We start from the raw sequence: 25,162 nt of genomic DNA on the forward strand, positions 1-25,162 counted from the left end.
TATTGGTTAAGCAGGATATTTATGGATTATACTGCTTTCATTAAAAAAGCTTTTGATACGAGTAAGAAAAAAAAACTATTCTTATTAATATTATTTCTGATAGTTTTCCTTTTCTTACTCGACTTATTATTTCCGTTACCTGATTTAAAACCATATTCAAAAGCTATTTATGCTTCTGATGGAACTCTTTTAACTGCATATCTTACTGAAGATCATAAGTGGAGGTTAAGAACAAATATTGAGGATGTTTCACCTGATCTTATCAAAGCAATAATTACCAAAGAGGACAAGAACTTCTTTTTTCACAGGGGTGTTGATTTTTTTGCAATTATAAGATCCGGGATAAAAAATTTAACTCAAGGTAAAGTTGTAACGGGTGCATCAACAATTACAATGCAGGTTGTAAGGATCCTTGAACCGAAAAAGCGAACGATCATCAATAAGATGTTAGAAGCACTCAGATCAATTCAATTTGAGGTTCATTACTCAAAAAAAGAAATACTAAGTATTTATCTCAGTCATCTTCCTTTGGGAGGAAATATTGAAGGTGTAAAATCAGCCTCCTTTTTTTATTTCAATCATCCCCCAAATACTTTAAGTCTTTCACAGGCAATATTGATTTCAATCATTCCTGCTAACCCGAATAAACTACGTCTTGATAGAATAAATAATGGTGTTGGTGCACAGCGGGATTATTGGATCAAGAGATTTATGAAGTTAAATATCTTCAGTCAAACTGATTTGAAAGATGCACTTAATGAGCCGATTGTTCAGAAGAGATATAACATGAGAAATTATGCGCCTCATTTTTCTAATTATGTTAAGAATTATAATAAGGAAGAAGATGATGAGGTGTTTTCAACATTGAACCTTAACGTACAAAAAATAACAGAAAATATTTTATTTAATTACATAAACAGGATACGTGATAAAAATATTTCTAACGGAGCTGTAATTGTAGTTGATAATATGAAATCTGAAGTGGTTGCTTATTGTGGTTCAGCAGCTTTTTTTGATAAACAAAATCAAGGAGAAGTTAACGGGATTTTAGCTGTACGATCTCCAGGTTCTACATTAAAACCTGCATTATATGCCGAGGCGATTGAACAGGGTTTTTTAACTACTGGTACAAAAATGCTTGATGTTCCTATGGAATTTGGCGGATATGAACCGGAGAATTTTAATCAGAAATTTAACGGAATGGTAACAGCACAATATGCGCTTGTAAATTCGCTAAACATTCCAGCAGTAAATCTGCTAAATGAAATAGGTGTAAATAAATTTATTGAGCTATTAAATAGCCTTGAATTCAAAAAACTGAATTCACAAAAAAATAAATTAGGATTATCAATGATACTCGGCGGTTGTGGTGTAACCCTGGAAGAGCTTACAAATCTATATTCAACTTTTGGAAGAAAGGGAATATTTAAAACACTTAAATACACAAAAACACAGAATGATGATGAGACAAAAAGAATTTTCTCGGAAGAAACAAATTATCTAATAGCAGATATACTTTCAGGGCTAAGCCGTAATGATATAAATGCCGGAATTGATTTTTCTAAACTGCCAAAATTTGCATGGAAAACAGGAACATCTTATGGTAAAAGAGATGCCTGGTCTGCCGGTTTTAATCCAAATTATACGATAGTTGTTTGGGTTGGTAATTTTAATAATGATGGATCACCTTTTTTGATTGGTGCAGATGCAGCATTACCTTTATTAGCAGAGTTGTTTAATGCAATTGATTATAACAGTGGAATTAAATGGTTTGATAAACCTGAAAAAGTTATTACCCGGAAAGTCTGCTCTGAATCAGGGCTGCTGCCTTTGCAATTTTGTAAAGAACAGATAAACGATATTGCTATTGAAGACCGCTCTCATAATTCTTATTGTGATATTCATCAGGAAGTATTTGTAAATGAAGAAGAGAGTATTCAATATTGTTTTGAGTGTTTACCCACTAGTAATTATAAAAAGAAAATTTATACAGTTTACAAAGTAGAATATCAAGACTTTATCAAAAAGCAGTTTATTAATTATGATAAAGTTCCATTTCATAATCCTGAATGTGCAAGATTAAAATATGACGGTGAACTTAAAATAATTTCTCCATCTGAGAATTTTGAATACTTTATTGATCGGAATGATCCGCAGGAAATTACTCTACAAGCTGTTGCAGATTATAAGGCAAAACAAGTTTACTGGTATGTTGATGACAAATTAATCAGAAGAGCAAGTTCTTCAGAAAAGGTGTTTCACAGATTTGATGAAGGAAAACATACTATTGTTTGTATGGATGATCAGGGTAGATCAGTTAAGATTGTTATAAATGTAAAAAAGTATTAAGAACCGTAGTTTGATTAAGTATTTAACTTTCAAAAAATATGATAAATAATTTATTACAACAGGAATAAATAATAAATCTATCTTACCTATTAGTTCTATTAAATCATTTAAGAATACAAAAAAAGCGGCTCGAATGAACCGCTTTTTTTTTAGATGTAGTTACTTTGCTTTTTAGTATCTCTTTACATCTATTGAAGAAACTCCGCAGTCAATTTCGATATATATTTTTTTTGGATACTTATCAAAATCCTCTGTTCGGTATAAATCATTACCGGTTTTAACAAAGCCTTCATAGTTTCTGGCGGATAATGCTGCATCAGATCTAATTTCACAGCTTACAGAATCCGGAATAAGAATATTTATATCAGAAGCACCAGCATCTATATCTATTTTGGTTATATCCGAAAGGTTACCAAGTTTTACATTTAATTTTGCGGCTCCCATATCAACATCAAGTTTTTTGATTTTATAATGTGTAAGATCAAGATCAACTGATGCTGCACCCACTGAAAAATTTAATTCCCATTCAGGTTTTGTATTTAATGACATTTCAACAAGGTTCTTATAATTTTTATCACCAATGTTGAATTTGGTACTTTTCATTTGAAAATTAATTTCAGCATGGGAATCAAAATCTTCCCGCTGAAGATTGAGTTTATATTTATTTTTTGATCCTTCGGTTTTAAAATCAAAAAGTTTTTCTGTCGGAACTAATATCTTAAAACTGCCGGCTCCGGCACTAAAATTTAATGCTGCACTTTTTATTGAGTCACTAAACTCTTTTGAAAAATAAGTAGTATCATACATTGTGGTTCCGTTATCAAAATTTATCTCAAAGTCATCATTAAATAAATTTGTAGTTGCACTAACTGATGCATATATGGTTAATGCCAAAACTAATGCAGCTAACCCAGCTACTATTGCTTTACCGATTTGATTTTTTACAAGAATTGAAACACCTATAAGAACCAGCACAGTTGGCCAGAATTTCCAGGCAGAATCCCAAGTAAAAGTTAAGTTGGCATAATTACCAAGCAGTAATAAAACACCTATTGCTAAAAAGAATACTCCCCAAAAAATGCTTGATGGTTTCATTAAATCACCTCATTAGTTTTATTATTTTTTGCTTTATAGATTATCGCTAATCCAAGAATTATTAAGACAACAGGCCAATAATCTTTAAAATAAAATCCAGGAATAAAATTACTTAATAAAATAATCACACCTAAAACAATAAGAAATACTCCAGCGAAAACAGTTTTGTTATTACTTATGTTTTTGTAAAACAAATTTGATTGCAGATCATTTGAAGTTTTTTTTTCACTCTCGACATCATTTAAGTTATCATCAGATTTATTTTCCTGATTAAAAGGAGTAATAATGTATGGCTTCTGAGGAATAATAATCCATAAAATTATATAAGCTAATATTCCGCTACCGCCAAAGATAACTGCCAAAACAAAAGTAAGTCTGATAATAACAGGGTCAATGCCAAAATATTCAGCAATACCGCCGCAAACACCACCTAACATTTTATCTGTAACTGACCGATATAGTTTTTTGTTCATTTCAGAATTCCTTTCTAAATCAAATTCCTGATGCAAAACTAATATATAAATAGATAGAAGGTTGTTTTTATAGTATGAATGGTTATGCAGGATTAGAACAGGAAAAAACAATTTATTTTCGGGCGAATAGTATCGGTGAATGGTGGATAACACTGCTAAAATTATTGCATTCAGAAAAACTTATCTTATTTTAGATACAGTATTTTATTTAATATTGAGATTAAAACTTCTTTATGAAAATAGCTCTTTGTCAGATAAACCCTATTGTAGGGAATCTCGAATACAATAAGAAAAAAATTTTAGAAGAATATAATAAAGCGGTTAAAGCAAAAGTTGATTTAGCTGTTTTTCCAGAACTTGCACTTGTTGGTTATCCTCCATTAGACCTGATTGAAAAATCTGAATTCAGACTTGCTGTTAAAAATGCTGCTGACGAAATTGCATCACAAACAGATTCTGTTGGATTGATTTTTGGAGCTATCACTGAAGAATTGAATAAGGTCGGAACAGATATTTATAATTCAGCTCTGCTTTGCTTCAACGGTAAAATTCAATTTATCCAGCATAAAACACTGATTCCAAATTATGATGTGTTTGATGAGATGCGTTATTTTAATTCAGCTAAAAGTGTTGATGTATTTGAATTCAAAGGAGAAAAACTTGGTATTTCGATTTGTGAGGATATTTGGAATGATGAAAACTACTGGTATAGAAGAAGATACCGGAGAAATCCAATTAAGGATTTAATAGATCAGGGTACATCATTGTTGATTAACATCTCTGCAAGTCCTTATTATTACGGCAAACGCTCTACCAGAAAAGAAATGCTGTCAGCTTTATCGAAAAAAGATAAAACTCCTCTTGTGTATGCTTGCTGTGTCGGTGCACAAACTGATCTGATATTTGACGGCACAAGTATGTGTTTTGATAAAGATGGAAATCTGGTAAAACTTGGGAAAGCTTACGAGGAAGATTTTATTGTATTTGATACTGATGAAAAATTAAATCCAATTTTTAAGTGTGAAGAAACATTTGAAGAAGAGGTTCTTAACTCCCTTATCTATGGATTAAGAGAGTATTGTTCAAAACTTAGTTTTAAGAAAGTTGTAGTCGGATTAAGCGGCGGAATGGATTCGGCGCTTGTAACTTATATTGCTGTTAAAGCAATAGGAGCAGAAAATGTTAATGTGTTGGTTATGCCATCAAAGTACTCAAGTAAACAAAGTATAAAAGATGCAGAAGAATTAATAAAAAATTTGAATATTAAATCTGATAATGTAAGCATCCAACCCGTAGTTGATGAAACATTAAAGCAGTTGGATAATATTTTGAATTCAAACTCAAAATCAATAACAGAAGAAAACTTACAGGCACGAGTAAGAGGAATTTATCTGATGGCATACTCGAATAATTTTGGTCATCTTTTACTAACAACCGGTAACAAATCTGAAAGTGCAGTTGGTTATTGTACTTTATATGGAGATATGTGCGGCGGTATTGCTGTTATTGCTGATGTGTACAAAACAGATGTATATAAAATTGCAAATTATATTAACAGAAATGACGAGATAATTCCAAAAAATATTATTGATAAAGCACCATCAGCAGAATTAAAACCAAATCAAACTGATCAGGATACTTTACCTCCTTATGAAATACTCGATAAAATTTTAAAAATGTATCTGGAAGAGAATAAAGAATTTAATGAAATCAATAAAGTTATTAATGATGGAGCATTGGTGAAAAAGGTTCTAAGGATGGTTGATACAAGTGAATTTAAGCGTAATCAGTCTGCACCTGTACTTCGAATATCATCAAAAGCCTTTGGATATGGCAGAAGATATCCTATTGTTCAAGGCTGGCGGACCTGACAGTTTTTCCACTTTAAAATAGTTGACTGCAAAATAGATTGTAAAATCTAAACAGTCTTATTAGTTTAGCATTAGCAAATTATTAATTTTTAGAGTAAATGACATGACAAATGAAAAAGAATTACAAATAATTGAAGAGGTTACCGTAAGATTTGCTGGAGATTCAGGCGATGGAATGCAGCTTACTGGTTCTCAATTTAGTGATACAACAGCTTGGGTAGGTAATGATCTAAAAACCCTGCCTGATTATCCCGCTGAAATACGCGCACCTGCCGGAACAATTTACGGCGTTAGTGGATTTCAATTACATTTCAGCAGTGAAAATATCCATACACCTGGCGATCAGCCGGATGTTTTAGTTGCAATGAATCCTGCAGCTTTAAAGAAAAATCTTTCTGAGTTAAAGAAAAACGGAATGATAATCGTTAACAGCGATGCTTTTGATTCAAAGAATTTAAAACTTGCTCACTATGATTCAAATCCGTTGGAAGATAATTCACTTGAAGGTATAACAGTATTTACTGTACCAATAAGTTCATTAACTGAAAATGCATTAAAAGAAACTAAATTATCAGTAAAAGAAATTGCAAGATGCAAAAACTTTTTTGCACTTGGATTAATGTATTGGTTGTATAACAGACCACTTGAAAATACAGAAAAATGGATCGAAGAAAAGTTTGCTAAAAGTCCTGAATTTATTGAAGCAAATACAAAAGCCTTGCATGCCGGATATAATTACGGCGAAATGACAGAAGTTTTTACAACACGTTATGCAGTTGAACCTGCAAAACTGCCAAAAGGCACTTACAGAAATATTTCTGGTAACGAAGCTACAGCATTAGGATTCCTTACAGCATCAGTGAAAAGCGGATTACCTTTGTTTTTAGGTTCTTATCCAATTACTCCTGCTACAGAAATATTACAGTTCTTAAGTACATATAAAAATTTTGGAGTTAAAACATTTCAGGCAGAAGATGAGATCGCCGGAATTGCTACTGCTATTGGTGCTTCGTTTGCTGGTAATCTTGCAATTACTTCAACCAGCGGTCCAGGATTAGCATTAAAAACTGAAGCAATTGGTCTTGCTGTAATGACTGAATTACCTTTGGTTATTATAAATGTCCAAAGAGGAGGTCCTAGTACTGGTTTGCCTACAAAAACAGAGCAAGCAGATCTTTTGCAGGCTGTTTTAGGAAGAAATGGTGAATCTCCTGTTGCAGTTGTTGCTGCTAAAACACCGAGAGATTGTTTCTATATGGCGATTGAAGCTTCAAGAATTGCATTAAAATATATGACACCGGTTATTCTTTTAACCGATGGTTATCTGGCAAATGGCAGTGAACCCTGGAGAATTCCCAATATAGATAGTCTGCCTAAAATCGATGTGAAATTAAGAACTGAAGCAGATGGATTTTATCCTTATTTAAGAAATGAATTTCTTGCAAGACCTTGGGCAGTACCTGGTACTCCAAATCTCGAACACAGAATCGGTGGTCTTGAAAAAGCAGATATTACAGGAAATGTGAGTTATGATCCCGAGAACCATAATAAAATGTCCCGACTTAGAGCTGAGAAAATAAAAAATATTGAAAATGATATTCCACTTCTTGAAGTTGATGGCGACCAATCAGGCGATCTTTTGGTCCTTGGCTGGGGTGGAACATACGGTTCAATTAAAGAAGCAGTTATTAAGGCAAGGATTTTAGGTTATAAGGTTTCTCAGGCACATCTGCAATATCTGAATCCTTTTCCAAAAAATACCGGAGAAGTTCTTAAAAGTTTTAAAAAGGTGCTTGTACCTGAAATCAATCTCGGGCAGTTAGCTAAATTATTAAGAAGCGAATATCTCATAGAAGTAGAACAGTTTAATATGATGAGAGGATTGCCGTTAAGAGTATCCTATATTTTAAATAAGATTAAAGAAATCCACGGAGGAAGTAATGGAAAGTAAAGTTGAGATGAATACAAAGAAGTTAACAGCTAAAGATTTTGCATCGGATCAGGAAGTAAGGTGGTGTCCCGGATGTGGTAATTACTCTATTCTTGCTCAGGTTCAAAGAACTTTTCCTGAAATAATTGAAGTGCCAAAAGAAAATATAGTTTGGATATCTGGAATTGGATGTTCCAGCCGATTCCCATATTATATGGATACTTATGGATTCCATGGAATTCATGGAAGAGCACCAGTATTAGCAGCAGGTGTAAAACTTGCAAATCCAAAGTTAGATGTTTGGGTTGCTACAGGAGATGGTGATTTACTCAGTATCGGTGGTAATCATTTTATACACGCTTGTAGAAAAAATATTGATTTGAAAGTGCTTCTGTTCAATAATCAAATCTATGGTTTAACAAAAGGACAGTATTCACCTACATCCGAAAGAGGAAAGGTTACAAAGACTACACCTTATGGAAGTGTGGATTATCCGTTTAACCCTACAATGCTTGCAACAGGTGCTGATGCTACATTTATTGCACGTTCGATCGATCGGAATACAAAACATTTACAAGAAATGATAAAAAGAGTTGCAAAACATAAAGGATTAGCTTTTCTGGAAATATATCAGAATTGTAATATCTTTAACGACGGAGCATTCGCTCTGCTTACTGAAAAAGATACAAAGGATGATAATGTTTTAATGTTGGAACATAATCAGCCGATGGTATTTGGAAAAAATAAAGATAAAGGAATTAAAATTGATGGACTAAAACCAATTGTCGTTGATTTATCGAACGGGAAATATTCCATCAATGATGTCTTAGTCCACGACGAGTTTGATGAATCTCCGATGCGTGCAACTATATTATCAAGTTTTACTACTACACCAGGTTTTCCAACTCCGGTTGGTGTATTCAGACAAATCTTTAAGCCAACTTATGGTCAGGGACTTACTGAACAAATAGAAGATATTAAGAAGCAAAAAGGCGAAGGTGACTTGAAAAAAGTATTGTTTGGCAGTAATACCTGGGAAGTTAATTGAACTTTTCAATTTTGAATTTTTATTAAGCTTATATTTATTTTTCGGGGCTTGAATTATTGTCAAGCCCTTTTATTTTTAAATGATATATGATAGATTTTTCTAAACTTAAAGAAATAGTTCTGAATAATAACTCGTTTCTACTTACAACTCATGTTAATCCGGATGCTGATGCTATTGGTTCAGAAGCAGCATTTTATTATCTGCTGAAAAAACTTGGGAAACAAGCATACATAATCAATCACAGCGAAACTCCCTACAACATGGAGTTTTTCAATAAAGATAAAATCCTGCATAAGTATGATGAAAATCTTCATAAGAATTTGTTTAATAGTGTTGATGTACTTGTAGCACTTGATTTCAACCGCTCTGATCGGGTTGTTAGTATGCAGGAACCTTTTATGAATTCTGATAAATTAAAAATTTGTATTGATCACCATCAGTTGCCTGAAGATTTTGTTGATCATCTTTTTATTGATAGTAACTATTGTGCAACAGGACAGATTATTTTTGATTTCATAAAACAAACAAATATCGTAGAACTTGATTTACAAATTGCAAATCCAATATATGCCGCAATTATGACTGATACAGGCTCGTTTAGATTTGAGAGAACTACGGCTGAAGTGCATAGAATAACAGCAGAATTACTTGATCTTGGGGTTTGCCCCTGGGAAATTTATGATCAGCTTTATGATCAAAGTAAATTCAGTAAAATAAAATTACTCGGGCGAGCACTGGATTCTGTAAAGTTGGATGCAGAAGGCAGAATAGGTTATATGATGTTAACTCAAAAAGATTTTGATGAGCTTGGTGCTTTAGAAAGTGATACTGAAAATTTTGTTAACTTTAATCTTTCTGTTGAAAATGTTGTAATCGGAATAATATTTATTGAACTTAAAGATGGTTTCAAAGTTAGTATCCGTTCAAAGGGAGATATCCCTGTTAATCTTCTTGCAAGAGAGTTCGGCGGCGGAGGACATATTAACGCATCAGGTGCAAGGTTCTTTACAAATAATATGCAGAAAATGATACCTGTAATTCTTGCTAAAGCAAAAAGTTATCTTAAATAGTCAAGGTTGTAAATATGTATAAAATAAGTCTTTCCTCTGGCGGGACAAAAATTTCTTATAAGCCATTATCAATTACTCTTAAATATTTGATTGATGATAATAAACTTGAAAAGAGTCTCCCAAATCTAGAAAAGATTTTTAACATAAAATTTTCTGAACTTCAAAAGAAAAGCTTTCTATCCTCTGATGTTAATAAAATCCGAATTACAAAGCCCACTGGAAAACCGGATGAAATAATATTGTTTAAAATAAAACCAGATGATTTAAATCCAGATTATTTTAGAAATCAATTAGCAGAGTTTATAGTTAATCTGCAGTCTGAAGTGATAGAAAACTTGTACATATTTATACCATCCTTTTCTGTTGTAAAAAAGTATTTTGATAGTGAAGAATATTATTATCAGTCACTTGCAGAAGGTGTATTGCTGGGTAATTATTCTTTTGATAAGTATAAAAAAGAAAAACAAAAACAGAAATCTCTGAATGTTTGTTTTTATGCAGAAGATGAAAGGAAACTTAAGTCTGCATTAAAAAATGCTTTTAATATAATTTCTTCAGTTGCACTTACACGTGATCTGCAAAATGAGCCGGCAAATAATCTTACACCGGATATTTTTGCAAACAGAGTATCGAATGAGCTGCGTAAACTTGGTATTAAGACAACTGTGTTCGGACAAAAAGAAATTCAAAGAAGAAAGATGGGCGGTTTGATCGCAATCGGGCAGGGAAGTATCAACAAGCCAAAGTTTATTATTCTTGAATACAAACCTGCGCTAAAATCAAAAAGGAATAAAAAAGAAGATGTAAAGACTATCGCTTTGGTTGGAAAGGGAATTACTTTTGATACCGGTGGAATTTCTCTGAAGCCTTCAAAAGGTATGGGTGCAATGAAAGCAGATATGTCCGGTGCCGCCGTTGTTGTTGGAACATTAAGCGCTGCTGCTAAATCAAATCTGAAAGTTCATTTATATGGTATTATTCCTGCAGCAGAAAATATGTGTTCAGGAGAATCGATAAGACCCGGAGATATTGTAAAAATTTCAAATGGAAAGAGTGTAGAGATTGAAGATACAGACGCTGAAGGTAGAGTAGTATTAGCCGATGCACTTCATTATGCTTCGCAGTTGAAACCTGATCAGATTATTGACCTTGCTACATTAACCGGCGCTTGTGTAGTTGCACTTGGAGAATTTGTAGCTGGTATGTTTACTAAGGATGAACAAATGGCTGACCGACTTTATAAAAGTGGAATGAAGACTTATGACAGAGTATGGCGTTTGCCATTGTGGGACGATTTTAATGAATTAATTAAAAGTGATGTTGCAGATGTGGCTAATCTGGGTTCAACCAGATGGGCTGGAGCAATTACAGCTGCTAAGTTTCTTGAGCATTTTGTTGATAAAAATATTCCCTGGACTCATCTTGATATAGCTGGTCCAGCAATTAATAATTCATCAAAAAGTTATACAAAAAAATATATGACAGGTTTTGGTGTAAGATTATTGTTTGACTACCTGTCAAACAAAATATGAATTTATTATTGTACAATATTTATTTTTAATCAGTCAATAGAGCAATTATATCTAAAAATAATTAAAGTTCTATTTAACAGATTGATTATTAGTTTGTTTTATCATTCCATCTTTAATTTCGAAAATCACATCGGCAAGTTTCATTAGGTCAGGATTATGTGTAACGATTACAAATGTTTTTTGATATTTATCTCTAAGTTCAAACAATAGTTTATGAATTGAATCACTATTAACCGAATCAAGATTCCCGGTTGGCTCATCAGCAAGAATAATTTTAGGATTATTTGCAATTGCTCTTGCAACAGCTACTCTTTGCTGTTCGCCGCCTGAGAGTTCAGCAGGTTTATGGTTTTTTCTTTGGGCAAGACCAACTATTTCTAATAGTTTCTCAGATTCTCTTAAAGCTGATTTTAAGTTTTTGCCGTTAATCATCATCGGAATTGCAGCATTTTCAAGTGCAGTAAATTCTGGTAATAAATGATGAAACTGAAACACAAATCCCATATTTTCATTTCTGAACTTTGCAAGTTTGTCATTACTAAATTTATAAATGTTGCTGTTCTCAAACAGAACATTTCCGCTGTCAGGTCTATCAAGACCACCGAGTAAATGTAACAATGTCGATTTGCCTGCACCAGAGGCTCCAACTATAACAGATATTTTCTGCTCCTCAATATCAACCGAAATATCCTTAAGAACATTAAGTTTGTTTTCTTTATTTACCAGATATGATTTATTAAGATTATTTGCACTTAAAATTATACTCATTTATTTACTCCCATTTGATAGATTGTAATGCATCTACTTTTGCAGCTCGCTTTGCAGGAATATAAGCTGCAATCAATGCAAGTAAAATTGAAATTCCTGTGATAAAGAAAAAATCTGTTACTCTAAGTTCCATTGGCAGTGAGTCAATCTTGTACTGTGTTGGGTCTAATGGATAAATATTGTATTGCAGTTGTAAATAACAAATTAAATAACCGAGGATCACTCCTAAAAGAGTTCCGGTTAATCCAATCATCAATCCTTCATACATAAAAATTTTTAAGATTGATTTTTCTTTTGAACCCATTGATCTTAAAATACCAATATCTCTTTTCTTTTCAATTACAGACATTGAAAGTGAACCAAGAATGTTAAAAGACGCAACTGCAATAATAAGCGAAAGTAAAATATATGCGACCCATCTTTCAATTTGCATCATCGAATAAAGTTCTTTATGAAAATCATACCACGTGTTTATTGAATAATTCTCAGTGCCAAGCAATGCTTCAAGTTGATCTTTAACTTTAAACGAGTTATTAAAATTATTAAGTTTAATATCGTACCCCTGATAACTATCATCATATCCCAATAAATATTGAGCGTCATCCAATGGAACAAACATTAAGTTTCCATCATATTCATTATTTTGCGAACTGAAAATTCCACTGACCACAAATTTTTGCATATTAGGCATACCAAACTGGGTTATCGCTCTTTCGATTCCTTCTGCTGAAACAATAGTTATTGTATCACCAATCAGTGTTTGTAGTCTGTCGGCTAATCTAAGCCCAATTATTGCTCCAGAAAGATTATCAGATACAGAAAAACTATCATCACCATAAAGAATACTATTTTTAATTTTATATAATTTGTTTACTGCTGATGTATCAATGCCTTTAAGCGAAATTACTTGTGTTATCCCACTGGCATAAGCAAGAACTTTTCCACTGACGAAAGGTGCATAAGAATTTATATCTTCAATATGTTTCATAGCTGATATTATATCTTCACTTGTGTTCAATGCTTTTTCTGTTTGAAATTCTATTCTTAAATCGGGATCAAAATTTGTTAAAAATTTTGTAACAAGACTTCCAAATCCGTTAAATACTGAAAGAACGACTATTAATGCTGCTACCCCAATCGTAATTCCAGTAATTGATATCAAAGAAATGATTGTAATAAAATTAAGCTTGTGTTTCGAAAACAAATATCTTTTAGCAATAAATCGTTCGTAGTTCATCAGTCAAACCTTAATGCAGTTACAGGATTTGTTTTAGAAGCAAAATAACTTGGAAGGATAGAAGAGATTAAAGATAAAACAAAAGTAATCACCGAAATAAGGATGAAGAATTTTATATCCATTTCTATAGGTACTCTGGTTACAAAATACACACTAGATGGAATTTTAATAATATTAAACTTTAATTGGATACTCATTAAAAGCCAGGCTAAGATGTTACCAGAAATAATTCCAATTAAGCTTAAATAAATTCCCTGGTAAACAAATATTCTAATAATTTCCCTGCTCTTTGCACCGAGTGATTTTAATATTCCAATGGATTTTGTTTTTTCCAATACCAGCATCAATAATGTGCTGATAATATTAAAAACAGCAACGATTATTATTAATCCCAGAACAATTGGAATTGGTTTTTTTTGCAAATCAATCCATGTAAAAATATTTCTGTGGATTTCAAAAATCGTTCTTGCATAATAAGGATATTTTAATTCTTTTCTGATAAGAGTTGATAAACTATCAATTTTAGCTACCGATTTAAGTTTTATATCCAAACCATTTATTTCATCTTGCATAGAAAAAAGAGATTGTGATGCTTTTAAACTTGTGAATCCAATCAGATTGTCATAATCAGCCATACCACTTTCATAAATTCCGGATATCGTAAAGACTTTTATATTTGGTAAATTGAAAGTAGTAGGGAGTTTATCATTTTTTAGAGCAAAAAGTTTTACTTTATCTCCGGGTTTAACAAGAAGTTTAGTTGCTAAAGTTTTACCGAGTAAAATAGAAGTATCGCTGTTTTCCAGATATTCACCAACGATAATATTTGATTGAATTCTTTTGATATGTTTATCTTCAATTAATCCTTGCAGGTTAATTCCTTCCTTACGATGCTTTGAAGAAATTATTGCCAGCTTAGAAACGAAAGGGGATATGTAATCTAGTTGGTTTGAAATTTTATTTGAAATTTTGTCAATATTGGATTTGTAATTGGGCAAATCTTCTTTAAACGAAGAAATTCTAATATGAGAATCAAAATCTATAATTTTTTCAGTTAGAGTATTTTCAAATCCATTTAATACACTTAGAGCAATAATAAGTGTTGCAACTCCCAGACTGATTCCAATAATTGCAATTACAGATATAAGATTTAGTAATCTCGAATCTTTATTAGAAAAAATATATCTTGTTGATATAAATAACGGGAATTTCATTAAAAGTAAGTAGATTTTAGTTGCTTCATACTTTTGAGAATTTGTTCTAAAAATCAAAAACTTAAGTAGATCACACTTTCTATCGAAAATGGATGGTTTCAAAATCTTTGATTTTAATTTCGAGACAACTCCAAAGAGATAATAACAATAACTTTTTTGAAGTTTCTATTTGTAATTTAAGTATTATCCAATTACCAAAAAATTGTTTTTAAAGTATCAATGGTATATATTTTCAATCTATTTTTTGAAAATTATGTTTTGGGATTGGATGTTAGGTTATTCGGGGTTGAGAAATTCAAACAAAGTATAATTATCGGGGCGTAGCGTAGTCCGGCTATCGCGCTTGCTTTGGGAGCAAGAGGCCGCAGGTTCGAATCCTGCCGCCCCGACATAGCAGCTTAATCAATTAAGTTGTTCTTGAAAATAGTTATCGATTTTAAGTTGTCGGCTATCGCGTCCCGATTTGATCGGGAAGGCCGCAGGTTCGAATCCTGCCGCCCCGACATAGTAGCTTAATCAATTAAGTTGTTCTTGAAAATAGTTATCGATTTTAAGTTGTCGGCTATCGCGTCCCGATTTGATCGGGAAGGCCGCAGGTTCGAATCCTGCCGCCCCGACATAGTAGCTTAATCAATTAAGTTGTTCTTGAAAATAGTTATCGATTTTAAGTTGTCGGCTATCGCGTCCCGATTTGATCGGGAAGGCCGCAGGTTCGAATCCTGCCGCCCCGACATAGCAGCTTAATCAATTAAGTTGTTCTTGAAAATAGTTATCGATTTTAAGTTGTCGGCTATCGCGTCCCGATTTGATCGGGAAGGCCGCAGGTTCGAATCCTGCCGCCCCGACTTTAGATGTTCAAAATTATATTCTGAGTTGCGCCCGTAGCTCAATTGGATAGAGCATCAGCCTTCTAAGCTGAGGGTTAGTGGTTCGAGTCCACTCGGGCGTACGATATTAGATTGTTCTTTTGATGGTGAGCGTAGCTCAGTTGGTTAGAGCACCAGGTTGTGGCCCTGGGGGTCGTGGGTTCAAATCCCATCGCTCACCCAAATGTTGTTTTAATGCGCTGTTAAATTGAAAAATTTCCTTGGCCCCATCGTCTAGTGGTTAGGACATCGCCCTTTCACGGCGGTAACAGGAGTTCAAATCTCCTTGGGGTCACTTAAGCCTCAGTATCTTGCTGAGGCTTTTTTTATTGCTAATTGGAAATAGTTATTTCAATTTCCTTTTGTTAAGTTTGAAAAAAGATGGAGAAATGTAATGAAACCTATTATCCAAATCCGGTTTTTCACATTTGTTCTGCTTTTCCTGCAACTCAAAACTTACTCACAAGTTTTTAATATCGAAGATTATAAACTGTTTCTTCAACAGCATCAGAATATGAGTACTGAAGAACTCCTGCAAATGCATGATGCGGGATTCTTTTCTGATCAAATTAACACAAGTTATGGTGATGCGCTTTATTTCGATTCTCTCAATGGTTATTACAATTTTTCCGAGTATGAAAAATCTCTGATTCAAGATCATGGATTTATGGTTAGTGAGAGATTAAAGAGAATTTCATTCGGAGAATCATTACTTGAAATATTTAATCAGGATTTTCCTGTCTTCGTTTCAACAGATGCAATACTGCACGCATTCCATATTTCTTACGACAGAATATTAACCGATATGGAAGCTGGACTGCTTGAAGACAGACTTACTGAACTTCTCTGGAATCTGAGAAACTCAATCAGCCAGTTGCATAATAATTACGGCAGCAATCCTGATATGATTACCATGCTGCAGGATGTTGATCTCTATGTGACAGTTCCACTTCTATTATTGGAGGAAAACGTTCAGCCATACTATCCGGAAAATAATGTAATGATAGATTCAATCCTGAACTGGATTGATAATGAACAGGGAGGTATATCTTCAAAGATTTTTTCATCAACATGTCGTGTTATGGACTGGAGTCAGTTTAAACCCAGAGGACATTACGTGTACAATCCTTCAACTCAGATTGATCTCGAAGGTTACTTCAGAGCAATGATGTGGCTTGGGAGAATTGAACTATATCTTACCGCACCATCTTCATATCCTGTTCAATGTCCGAATCAAAAATTTCAGGATATCCAGAGACAAGCTATTGATGCATTCCTGATTGATGAATTATTTGATATTGCAAATGCTGCTCCGATTTATGAAGAGATGGAAAACATTCTTAAGTTTTTCGTTGGTGAATCCGATAATGTAACACTTGATAATCTTGATTACTTAAAACAAGCAATCTCATTAAATAATCCAACCGAACTACTCGACAGTTTGAAGATGGTTGAGTTCCAGGATACGTTGAGCAATCAGGCTTTTGCATACCAACTAATACTTTCCCAGATTTTATTTAGTAATCCGATGAGTCCTGACACGATTGTTCCGGCTTCAGCATTTATGATATTCGGACAGAGATTTGTAATTGATTCTTATGTAACCGGCACTGTAGTGTTCGACAGGATTTTGTACTATGGAAATAAAATTTGCAGATTATTTCCTTCAACTCTCGATGTTCTGTTCTCGCTTGGTAACAGCGCATCAGCTCAACTTCTTGTAGAAGAGTTAAATCAATTTCATTATTCAACAAATCTTGCTGCGCTCAGATATTTAATCGATCACTATGATCAGAATTTCTGGGGAAGTTCTATTTATAATTACTGGTTGAATTCAATCAGAAAATTAAATCCGCCGGAAGATCGAAACGGGTTACCAGAATTTATGAGGACAGCCGCTTTCTGGCAGCAGAAGATGAATACACAGCTTGCTTCTTGGACTGAACTCAGGCACGATAATCTTCTTTATGCAAAACAATCTTACACTGGTGGTACAATTTGTTCATATCCTTATAGTTTTGTCGAACCGTTCCCGGAGTTTTACGCAACACTTAACGCATATTCTACTGATGCGCTCAACTATTTCACAAGTCTAAATTTTCCCAACCCAGGAATTAAAAATAAAATCATCTATTACTTTGGAAGATGTAAAGGCATAACTGATACGCTTCAAACAATTTGTGAAAAAGAACTTGCAGGAATTCCTTTTAGTGGAGGCGAACAAGCGTTTTTAGCCGGAATGATTTACCAAACGGGACAAAGCGGAGTTTCATTAGATGGATGGTACCCAAATCTTTTTTATAATGATGTATTTCGTGGAGAGCTGGGATATGAAGGTTTAATGGAAAGCGATCATATCGTTGCAGACATTCACACCACACCAACTAATTGTAGTGGTGGTTATATCGGTGCTATCTCACACGTAGGAACAGGTAATATTAATCTTGGAGTTTTTGTTACTGATAATCATCTCGGTGAACCAACTGCTTTTGTTGGACCTTTGATGAGTTATTATGAATACAGAACAACTGACTTTTTCAGATTAACTGATGACGAATGGGAAAATACTTATCTCCAATCTGCTTTGAGACCTGAATGGGTTAACATTTATCTCGCTAATAGTCTTGGTAATACAAGAGGAAGCGGACCCAAGTTAATAACTTCTGTTGAGCAAGATAAAAACCCGGTTATTCCTCAATCGCAAATTCTGCTGAACAATTATCCGAATCCGTTTAATCCGTATACGATAATTTCTTTTTCAATTCCTTATGATTTAACAAACTCATTTGTTGAACTGAAGATATATGATATTAATGGAAGTCTTGTAAAAACACTGGTAAGTGAAAATCTTCCTGCAGGAAATTATTTAACCAAATGGGAAGGTGATAATGCCGGTGGAAATAAAGTAAGCAGCGGAGTTTATATTTATTCTATCTGCGTTGGTGACAGAGCAGTTAATAATAAAATGAATCTGATAAAATAATTTGTGAAAATTAAGAAATAAAATATTGAAGATGAGGTAAATATTTAACAGAGATATTTTTATTCTTTCTTCTTAAATCTTCGGAATGCATATAAAGTCTGATTGAAATAATGAGCAGGAAAGTAAGTCTTTAATCCATATTCATCAGGTTTTGTATCGGGCAGATATGCTGTTCCAAAAATCCAATCCCAAATTGCAAATTTTGTTGCAAAGTTTCTGTTCCTTCCTTTACCAGTTGAGTGATGCCATCTATGCATTTCAGGACCGTTTATTATTTTTTGCAGCCAGCCTGTTTGCACATTTAAGTTTGAGTGAATGTACATTCCCCAAACAGCACTTATCACTCCTTTGTACGCGATTACTTCAGGCGGTGAACCAAGCAAAACAATCGGAAGAAATTCAATTGTCTGGTTGATTAAAATTTCTAAAGCATGAGATCTTGAACCAGAAAGCCAATCAACTTTTTTGGGTGAATGGTGAGCTTCGTGTATGCGCCATAGCCATTTATTGCTGTGCTGCCAGCGGTGCATAAAATAAATATATATGTCGTGTGTTACTGTAAAGAAAACCAGTTGAATCCAAACCGGAATATCAGCAAACAGTTTCAACCTTGATAAACCCGTAGTTTCATCAATATAACTAATGATAAAACTGAAGATAATAATACTTAGAATATAACTTTGAGCAATTGTGTAAAGTGCAAGATCGTCGAAGAAACCTTCACGTAGAACTTTTTGTCCTTTAGTGTACGGGAAAAATCTTTCTAGAATAACAAAGAGAATCGCTGTAGCTGCAATTATCAGCATCGAATATTTTTCAGCATTTGAGATGTTCAGAAAATAACTGCTTATTGCATCAACTATATCTGATATCATATTTGCCTGCATTCACTGATCCTTTTTGCATTCAGATTACTTATTCTGATGAAGTAATTTATTTTAATCCTTTTATTCTTCTTAATTTCTGGATTTGACACAACTCACTGTTATAAACTTTTTTAACACCATCACCTAAAGCAAGTTCAATATCGCGGATATTAGAAATCAATCTTTCCATTCCTCCGATTTCTACCGAGGCAGCCTGATCCGTGCCCCACATTGCTCTATCAAGGGTTATGTGTCTTTCAATAAAACAAGCACCAAGAGCAACTGCTGCCCAGGTAGGAGCCAGTCCAACTTCGTGTCCGCTGTAACCAATTGGAATGTTTTTGTATTTATTTTTAAGAGTTTCGATCATCCTAAGATTAAGCTCTTCGTTTTTGCAGGGATATGAAGATGTTGTGTGAGCAATCATTAAATTCTTCTGATCCATAATTGAAATTGCATTTTCAATTTCTTCCATTGTTGACATTCCAGTTGACATCATAACCGGTCTATTTAATTTTCTGATTTTTTCTAACAAGGAAAAATCAGTTAAGCAAGCAGATGAAGTTTTGTATAAAGGCGGATCAAACTTTTCAATAAAATCAACCGATGGTTCATCCCAACAGGAAGCAAACCAGGTTATCCCGATTTGTTTACAATACCTATCAATCTCTGCGTATTCTTTTTCACCAAACTCAATCCTATGCCGGTAATCAATGTATGTCATTCTGCCCCAGGGAGTATCTCTTTCAATATTCCATTGATCTTTATGAACACAAATTTCAGGAGTGCGTTTTTGAAATTTTACAGCATCAACACCTGAGTGTTTTGCTCCAGCGATTATTTTTTTTGCAATATTTACATCACCGTTATGGTTTATTCCAATTTCACCAATTACGAAGATCGGATGACCGTCACCAATAAAACGATCATTTACTTTTATTTCTCTTTTACTCATTAAGAATCAAAATTATACTATGTAACATTTTTGAATGCAATTATTAATTCAGCAAATTCTCTGAAAGCTCCATATCCGGCTTTTGTTTCACATACATAATCAACTATTTCTTTTATAAAGCTCATTCCATCAGCAGGTGTAGCAGTAAAACCGCATTGTTGAATAACATCATAATCATTTGAATCATCTCCGATATATGCAATTTCTTCTTTTAAGAAACCATTTTTTTTCTTGATGATTTCAAGTACTTCAGTTTTATCTTTAACACCTAAATAATATTCCGCCATTTTTAACTTTTCTGCTCTCGATTTTACAGCAGCAGAATTTTCACCTGTTATAATGATCGTTTCAATTCCGGTATATCGTCTTAATCTTTCAATGCCCATTCCATCGCGCACAGAATATCTTTTTAATGCTTCACCTTGTGGACCATAATAAATCCCAGTGTCAGTTAAAACTCCATCTACATCTGTAAGAATAACTTTTATCTTTTCTGCTTTTTCTTTGAACCTGAAATTCTTATCTCTTAATATTTTATCAATTACCATGCTGTCCAGCCTCCATCTACAATTAAATTTGCTCCGGTCATATATGATGAAGCATCACTTGCTAAAAAAATAATTGCTCCTTTATAATCAGTTGGATAAGCCATTCTTCCTAAAGGAGTTTTTTCAGAATAGTTTTTTATAAAATATGCTTCTTGATTATTTTCAACACCGCCGGGAGTTAAAGTATTAACCCGTACTCCCTTATTGCCCCAGTAAGCTGCAAGATATCTTGTGAAGTTAATTATCGCTCCTTTTGTTGTTGGATAGGCAGGGGATTTATAAAATGATTGTGAATCATCATGTTTTTTATAGATTGATTGATCCGGTCCTACCAATCCATACGTTGATGCAATATTAATTATACTGCCTTTACCAGCTTGTGCCATTTCACTTCCAATAATCTGCGAGCAAAGAAAAGTACCGGTTAAATTTACATCTAAAGACTTTTGCCACAGTTCAATCGGATAATTTTCAAACATAGATTGTTCAGCAGCAGATTGCGGATTTTCGAACATATCATTTATTGCAGCATTGTTAACTAGTATATCAATCCTTCCAAATTTTTTAATTGTTTGATCTCTTAAGTTTTTCACTGCCGATTTGTCCGTAATATCTACACCAACTCCTAAAGATTTTACCGGTAATGATTTGGAAAACTCTTCACATTTCTTTTCATCAATATCACACACTATAATGTTAGCTCCTGCTTCAGCTAATGCAGAACAATGGTTTTTACCAAGCAAACCCAAAGCACCGGTTACAATTGCAACTTTATCTTTTAAAGAAAATAATTCTAATGAGTTCATAAATGTGACGACTATTTAGCAATTATAAATAATTCTATTAGTTGTTTTTTGTATGAGAAAATATGATTCAATTATTTATTTCTTGGTTTTAAATTAAAATTACCTACTTTTCGGAACACTGGCTCGACCGGTTCGCCTTTCAAATATTTTTTTATGTCCTTTTCATCAACTGCTTTTTTTAGGATTGGAAGAACATCCTCATAAGCTTTTAATGTGTAATTAACATCATTATCTGAATGAGAGAAAGAAATATTGTGAAACCCGCCCCATAAAATTCCTCGTTTTATCATTTCCTGTTGAACGAGTGATTTCATCTCAAGAGGATTACGGCCGGACTTTTCAGCGTCAAAAGTGATAATTGTTCTGCAATCATAACCGGAACATTTTGTGTAATTCAGACCAAGTTTTTCTGTGATGCTATTATAACCAGCTTTTAATTTATTTCCTTGCTTGGCTAATTGAGATTGAACATTTTTTTCTATCATCTCATTTATTGTTGCTTTGGCTGCAGCCAAAGATAAAGCTTCTCCGCCAAACGTATTGAAGAAGAAAACATCTTTTTCAAACAAAGACATAATTTCTTTTTTACCAGTTAAAACTGATAACGGCATTCCATTAGCAACAGCTTTTGAAAAACATGCTAAATCTGCTTTTATGCCAAAAAATTCTTGAGCGCCGCCTAATGAGATTCTAAATCCAGTCCACATCTCATCAAAAACTAAAACAATTCCTTTTTTTGTGCAGACATCGCGTAGCTTTTGAAGAAAATTATCTTTTGGTTCTTCAAATACAAATGGTTCTAAAATTACGCAGGCAGTATCATCATCAATTGAATCAATTACAGATTGTATATCGTTATAGTTAAAAGTAAAAGTCATATCCTGAATTGATTGCGGAATACCCTTATTACGATCAGTTACTGAAATATACCAATCGTGCCATCCATGATATCCACAGCAAAGAACTTTATTTTTTCCTGTATAAGCTCTTGAAACTCTAACAGCTCCGGAAACAACCTCAGCTCCTCCGCGGCTATATCGAATTGATTCAGCGTTTGGAATAATCTTATGAATCAACTCTGCAACTTCAACTTCAAGGGGATGAGGCATCGAGAAAGTAATACCATTTTTTAATTGTTCTGATATTGCTTCATCCACCTTTTCGTAGGCATAACCAAGCGATAATGGGCCAACACCCATTGTATAATCTATGTATTCATTTCCATCCACATCCCAAACATGAGAACCTTTACCTTTTTGTAAAAATTTTGGTGCAACCCCTTTAATGTTTTGTCCTGTTCCTTTAGCAAGAGTTTGAGTCTGAGCTGGAATTAAATCAAGGGCTATTTTATAGTATTCATCAGACTTTTTAATAACAGGGTAGTCTTTATTAAATTTAATTTTGTTTGGCATTTTATTTTTTCTACAAAATCTTTGTTTGATTTGATGTAATTGTTTTTAATTCTTTTAAATGATTTCGATACCAATTAATACCGATATACTTTGCGTTAATTTTTTTGATCTCCGGATTTTCATTCAGCAAATTTAATATATCTTCAAGTGAAAAATCAGGTTTTTTTATATACAACTCATCATAAACTTTTTTAATGAATTCATAATCTTCCGGATAATCAATTGTAAATCTATGAGTCATTGAATAATCATATCCTGTTTCCCAAACAACATTTCCAATTCTGAATATATCCGGATTTTCCCAGATAAACGGTGTAGTATGCTCTCTTTCAAATTCACGTTTTGCACTATTCCAGGCTTTTCTCAAGGCATCAAAACTCATTATCTCAACATCATTTCCATCAGGATAAGTTGCCGGATGAAGATTACTTACATAATCATAATTATCTATGTTGTCTAAATAAAACTGAATTACTTTATCAATTACTTTTGCATCTATTAGAGGACAGTCAGATGGAATTTTTATAACTGCATCAGCAGAAAACATTTTAGCGGCTTGATAATGTCTATCCAATAGATCAGTCTGATGACCCCTGAAATATTTCAATTGATGATCTTTACAAAATGATTCAACTTTATTATCACTGCTATCTGTTGTTGTTGCAATAACAATTGTTCCTTTTAATCTGGATGCAGCAACTCGTTCAAACATTCTATAGAGTAAAGGTTTGCCAGTAAGCGTTAAAAATATTTTATTTGCTAATCTGCTCGAACCAGTTCGGGCTTGAATGATAGTTACTATTTTGATTGGTTTATTCAATTTGGGACATTATTTAAGTGCGAGTTTTCTTTTAAGTAATTGCTTTAGATTGTCCTTTAAATCTTCCAGATATTTATTTTTTTCTTTCGTCCTGTTTATTGGCTCAGTTGAAGCTAGTAATTCCAGCGCAACATTAGCAATTTCTTTTGCAGAAGTTCCGTCATTCTGGATTGGAGTTAACTTTTTGATTTCCTCAGCATCAATATGGCTGTAAACTTCTTTGCCGAGTGCAAGGGCAGGGAAAATTGTACTTGAAAATCTTGTAACTAGTGTATCGCAATTAGCAATTATCGGATCAATACATACATCTTGATAAACTAATGCATCCGGCAGATATCTTTTTACTTCTGCAGTCCGTTTTTCTAAAATTTCATTTGGATGAAGTTTTACGATTATTTTTTTATCCCGGGCAATTTTTTTTGAGTTTAATAAAAACTTTTTACGGTTTTCGTATTTAGTAGTTTCTCTGCTATCTGAAGTTGTAACAAGAACAAAATTTTTATGCTCAAACTCAAGATCTTTTATTTTAGCAAAGTTATCAAAATTAGGAATTCCTGTTACACGGATTTTTTTTGGATTAACTCCGCGCTCAACAAATAATTCCTTAAATCCCTCAGATGCTACACAAAAATAATCATACTGATGAGATAAACCTGTCATTGATGTGCTGGCACACCATCTTCCTAATCCAAAGAAACGAGTAACATGATAACGCCAGTCAGGTGGATCTACCATTCCTTCCTGAACTAGAATTGTTTTAAATTTTTTTATTTTTCTGGGAATAATCAGATCCTGACAAGTAAAAACCAAATCATAATTATCGTTTTTACCTTCATAATCAATTTTTAGGTTATTTGATTTTAAATAATTTAAAGTTTTTCTTTTAAATTCACCGCCCAATATTGTAAACTCAAGCATTTTTAGTTTAGTCAATAACCATAATGGACCGCTGGCATAATAAGGGGTAAAATAAGCATCACACTCAGGAAGCTCCTGTGCAATTTTATGCATCATTGTTGTCTGATTGAGCGATCCGCCGATAAACAGAATTTTAGGTTTAGTCATTCCTGTATTTTAATTAAATTCATTAAAACCATTTAACTGCAAAAAGACTATAATGAAATATTAATTTGTTATAATCTTTAAAAAACCATTCAAAATATAATGATTTTCAGCAAATTTATTGAATTTGAATTGTGCTGAGTCATTATCAGTTGTTTTTAGAGACTCCTGAGAAATTATGTAGAATTATCAAAAATGGAGATTAGCATTCTTTCCCACATTATTGATTATTTTAAAATTCTTCAAATTCAAATTTT

General features: G+C 33.3%; 19 protein-coding genes and 4 tRNA genes. 11 read left to right on the forward strand and 12 right to left on the reverse strand.

What is annotated here, in order from left to right:
* The first annotated feature begins 21 nt into the window (after nucleotides 1-21).
* The gene (pbpC, locus tag ROY99_10960) at nucleotides 22-2,349 is read left to right on the forward strand and encodes a penicillin-binding protein 1C (GenBank protein ID MDT3696898.1); all 2,328 of its coding nucleotides are present in this window, start codon (nucleotides 22-24) and stop codon (nucleotides 2,347-2,349) included.
* Nucleotides 2,350-2,520: 171 nt separating this feature from the next.
* Here the strand turns inward: pbpC and ROY99_10965 are convergent, their stop codons facing one another.
* Complete coding sequence (locus tag ROY99_10965; protein MDT3696899.1) at nucleotides 2,521-3,444, reverse strand: DUF5668 domain-containing protein; 924 nt, start codon at nucleotides 3,442-3,444, stop codon at nucleotides 2,521-2,523.
* The gene (locus ROY99_10970; protein MDT3696900.1) at nucleotides 3,444-3,917 is read right to left on the reverse strand and encodes a PspC domain-containing protein; all 474 of its coding nucleotides are present in this window, start codon (nucleotides 3,915-3,917) and stop codon (nucleotides 3,444-3,446) included. Before ROY99_10970 ends, ROY99_10965 begins: the two co-directional genes overlap by 1 nt.
* A 233-nt stretch (nucleotides 3,918-4,150) precedes the next feature.
* Here ROY99_10970 and ROY99_10975 point away from each other — a divergent pair, with 233 nt between their 5' ends.
* From ROY99_10975 to ROY99_10995, 5 genes are all read left to right on the forward strand, one after another.
* Complete coding sequence (locus ROY99_10975; GenBank protein ID MDT3696901.1) at nucleotides 4,151-5,788, forward strand: NAD+ synthase; 1,638 nt, start codon at nucleotides 4,151-4,153, stop codon at nucleotides 5,786-5,788.
* Between the two features lie 103 nt (nucleotides 5,789-5,891).
* Complete coding sequence (locus ROY99_10980) at nucleotides 5,892-7,739, forward strand: 2-oxoacid:acceptor oxidoreductase subunit alpha (protein MDT3696902.1); 1,848 nt, start codon at nucleotides 5,892-5,894, stop codon at nucleotides 7,737-7,739.
* Nucleotides 7,729-8,766, forward strand: coding sequence for a 2-oxoacid:ferredoxin oxidoreductase subunit beta (locus ROY99_10985; GenBank protein MDT3696903.1), 1,038 nt, complete (start codon nucleotides 7,729-7,731; stop codon nucleotides 8,764-8,766). The genes ROY99_10980 and ROY99_10985 overlap by 11 nt, the downstream gene beginning before the upstream one ends.
* Nucleotides 8,767-8,852: 86 nt before the next feature.
* Complete coding sequence (locus ROY99_10990; protein ID MDT3696904.1) at nucleotides 8,853-9,836, forward strand: bifunctional oligoribonuclease/PAP phosphatase NrnA; 984 nt, start codon at nucleotides 8,853-8,855, stop codon at nucleotides 9,834-9,836.
* 14 nt (nucleotides 9,837-9,850) lie between these two features.
* Nucleotides 9,851-11,368, forward strand: coding sequence for a leucyl aminopeptidase (locus ROY99_10995; protein MDT3696905.1), 1,518 nt, complete (start codon nucleotides 9,851-9,853; stop codon nucleotides 11,366-11,368).
* 69 nt (nucleotides 11,369-11,437) lie between these two features.
* Here the strand turns inward: ROY99_10995 and ROY99_11000 are convergent, their stop codons facing one another.
* The 3 genes from ROY99_11000 to ROY99_11010 are packed head-to-tail and all read right to left on the reverse strand — an operon-like array spanning nucleotide 11,438 to nucleotide 14,689.
* On the reverse strand, nucleotides 11,438-12,136 hold the full coding sequence (locus ROY99_11000; protein ID MDT3696906.1) for an ABC transporter ATP-binding protein: 699 nt from the start codon (nucleotides 12,134-12,136) through the stop codon (nucleotides 11,438-11,440).
* Between the two features lie 4 nt (nucleotides 12,137-12,140).
* The gene (locus tag ROY99_11005; GenBank protein ID MDT3696907.1) at nucleotides 12,141-13,373 is read right to left on the reverse strand and encodes an ABC transporter permease; all 1,233 of its coding nucleotides are present in this window, start codon (nucleotides 13,371-13,373) and stop codon (nucleotides 12,141-12,143) included.
* Nucleotides 13,373-14,689, reverse strand: a complete 1,317-nt coding sequence (locus ROY99_11010; protein MDT3696908.1) for an ABC transporter permease — start codon at nucleotides 14,687-14,689, stop codon at nucleotides 13,373-13,375. Before ROY99_11010 ends, ROY99_11005 begins: the two co-directional genes overlap by 1 nt.
* Nucleotides 14,690-14,901: 212 nt before the next feature.
* Between ROY99_11010 and ROY99_11015 the strand changes: the two genes are divergently transcribed.
* The 5 genes from ROY99_11015 (at nucleotide 14,902) to ROY99_11035 (ending at nucleotide 18,436) form a co-directional block, all read left to right on the forward strand.
* Nucleotides 14,902-14,976 (forward strand) — tRNA-Pro (locus ROY99_11015).
* Between the two features lie 486 nt (nucleotides 14,977-15,462).
* Nucleotides 15,463-15,536 (forward strand) — tRNA-Arg (locus ROY99_11020).
* A 24-nt stretch (nucleotides 15,537-15,560) separates the two neighbouring features.
* Nucleotides 15,561-15,634: transfer RNA gene (locus ROY99_11025), tRNA-His, on the forward strand.
* Nucleotides 15,635-15,676: 42 nt separating this feature from the next.
* Nucleotides 15,677-15,748, forward strand: a tRNA-Glu gene (locus ROY99_11030).
* A gap of 99 nt (nucleotides 15,749-15,847) precedes the next feature.
* Nucleotides 15,848-18,436, forward strand: a complete 2,589-nt coding sequence (locus tag ROY99_11035) for a DUF3160 domain-containing protein (protein ID MDT3696909.1) — start codon at nucleotides 15,848-15,850, stop codon at nucleotides 18,434-18,436.
* 59 nt (nucleotides 18,437-18,495) lie between these two features.
* Here the strand turns inward: ROY99_11035 and ROY99_11040 are convergent, their stop codons facing one another.
* The 7 genes from ROY99_11040 to ROY99_11070 form a co-directional block, all read right to left on the reverse strand.
* Nucleotides 18,496-19,311, reverse strand: coding sequence for a sterol desaturase family protein (locus ROY99_11040; GenBank protein MDT3696910.1), 816 nt, complete (start codon nucleotides 19,309-19,311; stop codon nucleotides 18,496-18,498).
* A 58-nt stretch (nucleotides 19,312-19,369) separates the two neighbouring features.
* Nucleotides 19,370-20,257: an N-acetylneuraminate synthase family protein gene (locus ROY99_11045; GenBank protein MDT3696911.1), complete on the reverse strand. Its 888-nt coding sequence runs from the start codon at nucleotides 20,255-20,257 to the stop codon at nucleotides 19,370-19,372.
* Nucleotides 20,258-20,274: 17 nt separating this feature from the next.
* Nucleotides 20,275-20,805 carry an HAD-IIIA family hydrolase gene (locus ROY99_11050; protein ID MDT3696912.1) on the reverse strand — a complete coding sequence of 177 codons (531 nt, stop codon included), beginning with the start codon at nucleotides 20,803-20,805 and terminating at the stop codon, nucleotides 20,275-20,277.
* Nucleotides 20,799-21,611, reverse strand: a complete 813-nt coding sequence (locus ROY99_11055) for an SDR family oxidoreductase (GenBank protein ID MDT3696913.1) — start codon at nucleotides 21,609-21,611, stop codon at nucleotides 20,799-20,801. The genes ROY99_11050 and ROY99_11055 overlap by 7 nt, the downstream gene beginning before the upstream one ends.
* Nucleotides 21,612-21,682: 71 nt before the next feature.
* Nucleotides 21,683-23,023, reverse strand: coding sequence for an aminotransferase class III-fold pyridoxal phosphate-dependent enzyme (locus tag ROY99_11060; GenBank protein MDT3696914.1), 1,341 nt, complete (start codon nucleotides 23,021-23,023; stop codon nucleotides 21,683-21,685).
* Between the two features lie 10 nt (nucleotides 23,024-23,033).
* Nucleotides 23,034-23,843, reverse strand: a complete 810-nt coding sequence (locus ROY99_11065; GenBank protein MDT3696915.1) for a glycosyltransferase family protein — start codon at nucleotides 23,841-23,843, stop codon at nucleotides 23,034-23,036.
* Nucleotides 23,844-23,852: 9 nt separating this feature from the next.
* Nucleotides 23,853-24,908, reverse strand: coding sequence for a hypothetical protein (locus ROY99_11070; protein ID MDT3696916.1), 1,056 nt, complete (start codon nucleotides 24,906-24,908; stop codon nucleotides 23,853-23,855).
* Nucleotides 24,909-25,162: the final 254 nt, after the last annotated feature.

Source organism: Ignavibacterium sp. (assembly GCA_032027145.1).
Lineage (GTDB): Bacteria > Bacteroidota > Ignavibacteria > Ignavibacteriales > Ignavibacteriaceae > IGN3.

Excerpts from the sequence above, each read along its gene's own strand:
- pbpC (MDT3696898.1), top strand. The coding sequence starts at position 22 with ATGGATTATACTGCTTTCATTAAAAAAGCTTTTGATACGAGTAAGAAA.
- ROY99_10965 (MDT3696899.1), bottom strand. The coding sequence starts at position 3,444 with ATGAAACCATCAAGCATTTTTTGGGGAGTATTCTTTTTAGCAATAGGT.
- ROY99_10970 (MDT3696900.1), bottom strand. The coding sequence starts at position 3,917 with ATGAACAAAAAACTATATCGGTCAGTTACAGATAAAATGTTAGGTGGT.
- ROY99_10975 (MDT3696901.1), top strand. The coding sequence starts at position 4,151 with ATGAAAATAGCTCTTTGTCAGATAAACCCTATTGTAGGGAATCTCGAA.
- ROY99_10980 (MDT3696902.1), top strand. The coding sequence starts at position 5,892 with ATGACAAATGAAAAAGAATTACAAATAATTGAAGAGGTTACCGTAAGA.
- ROY99_10985 (MDT3696903.1), top strand. The coding sequence starts at position 7,729 with ATGGAAAGTAAAGTTGAGATGAATACAAAGAAGTTAACAGCTAAAGAT.
- ROY99_10990 (MDT3696904.1), top strand. The coding sequence starts at position 8,853 with ATGATAGATTTTTCTAAACTTAAAGAAATAGTTCTGAATAATAACTCG.
- ROY99_10995 (MDT3696905.1), top strand. The coding sequence starts at position 9,851 with ATGTATAAAATAAGTCTTTCCTCTGGCGGGACAAAAATTTCTTATAAG.
- ROY99_11000 (MDT3696906.1), bottom strand. The coding sequence starts at position 12,136 with ATGAGTATAATTTTAAGTGCAAATAATCTTAATAAATCATATCTGGTA.
- ROY99_11005 (MDT3696907.1), bottom strand. The coding sequence starts at position 13,373 with ATGAACTACGAACGATTTATTGCTAAAAGATATTTGTTTTCGAAACAC.
- ROY99_11035 (MDT3696909.1), top strand. The coding sequence starts at position 15,848 with ATGAAACCTATTATCCAAATCCGGTTTTTCACATTTGTTCTGCTTTTC.
- ROY99_11040 (MDT3696910.1), bottom strand. The coding sequence starts at position 19,311 with ATGATATCAGATATAGTTGATGCAATAAGCAGTTATTTTCTGAACATC.
- ROY99_11045 (MDT3696911.1), bottom strand. The coding sequence starts at position 20,257 with ATGAGTAAAAGAGAAATAAAAGTAAATGATCGTTTTATTGGTGACGGT.
- ROY99_11050 (MDT3696912.1), bottom strand. The coding sequence starts at position 20,805 with ATGGTAATTGATAAAATATTAAGAGATAAGAATTTCAGGTTCAAAGAA.
- ROY99_11055 (MDT3696913.1), bottom strand. The coding sequence starts at position 21,611 with ATGAACTCATTAGAATTATTTTCTTTAAAAGATAAAGTTGCAATTGTA.
- ROY99_11060 (MDT3696914.1), bottom strand. The coding sequence starts at position 23,023 with ATGCCAAACAAAATTAAATTTAATAAAGACTACCCTGTTATTAAAAAG.
- ROY99_11070 (MDT3696916.1), bottom strand. The coding sequence starts at position 24,908 with ATGACTAAACCTAAAATTCTGTTTATCGGCGGATCGCTCAATCAGACA.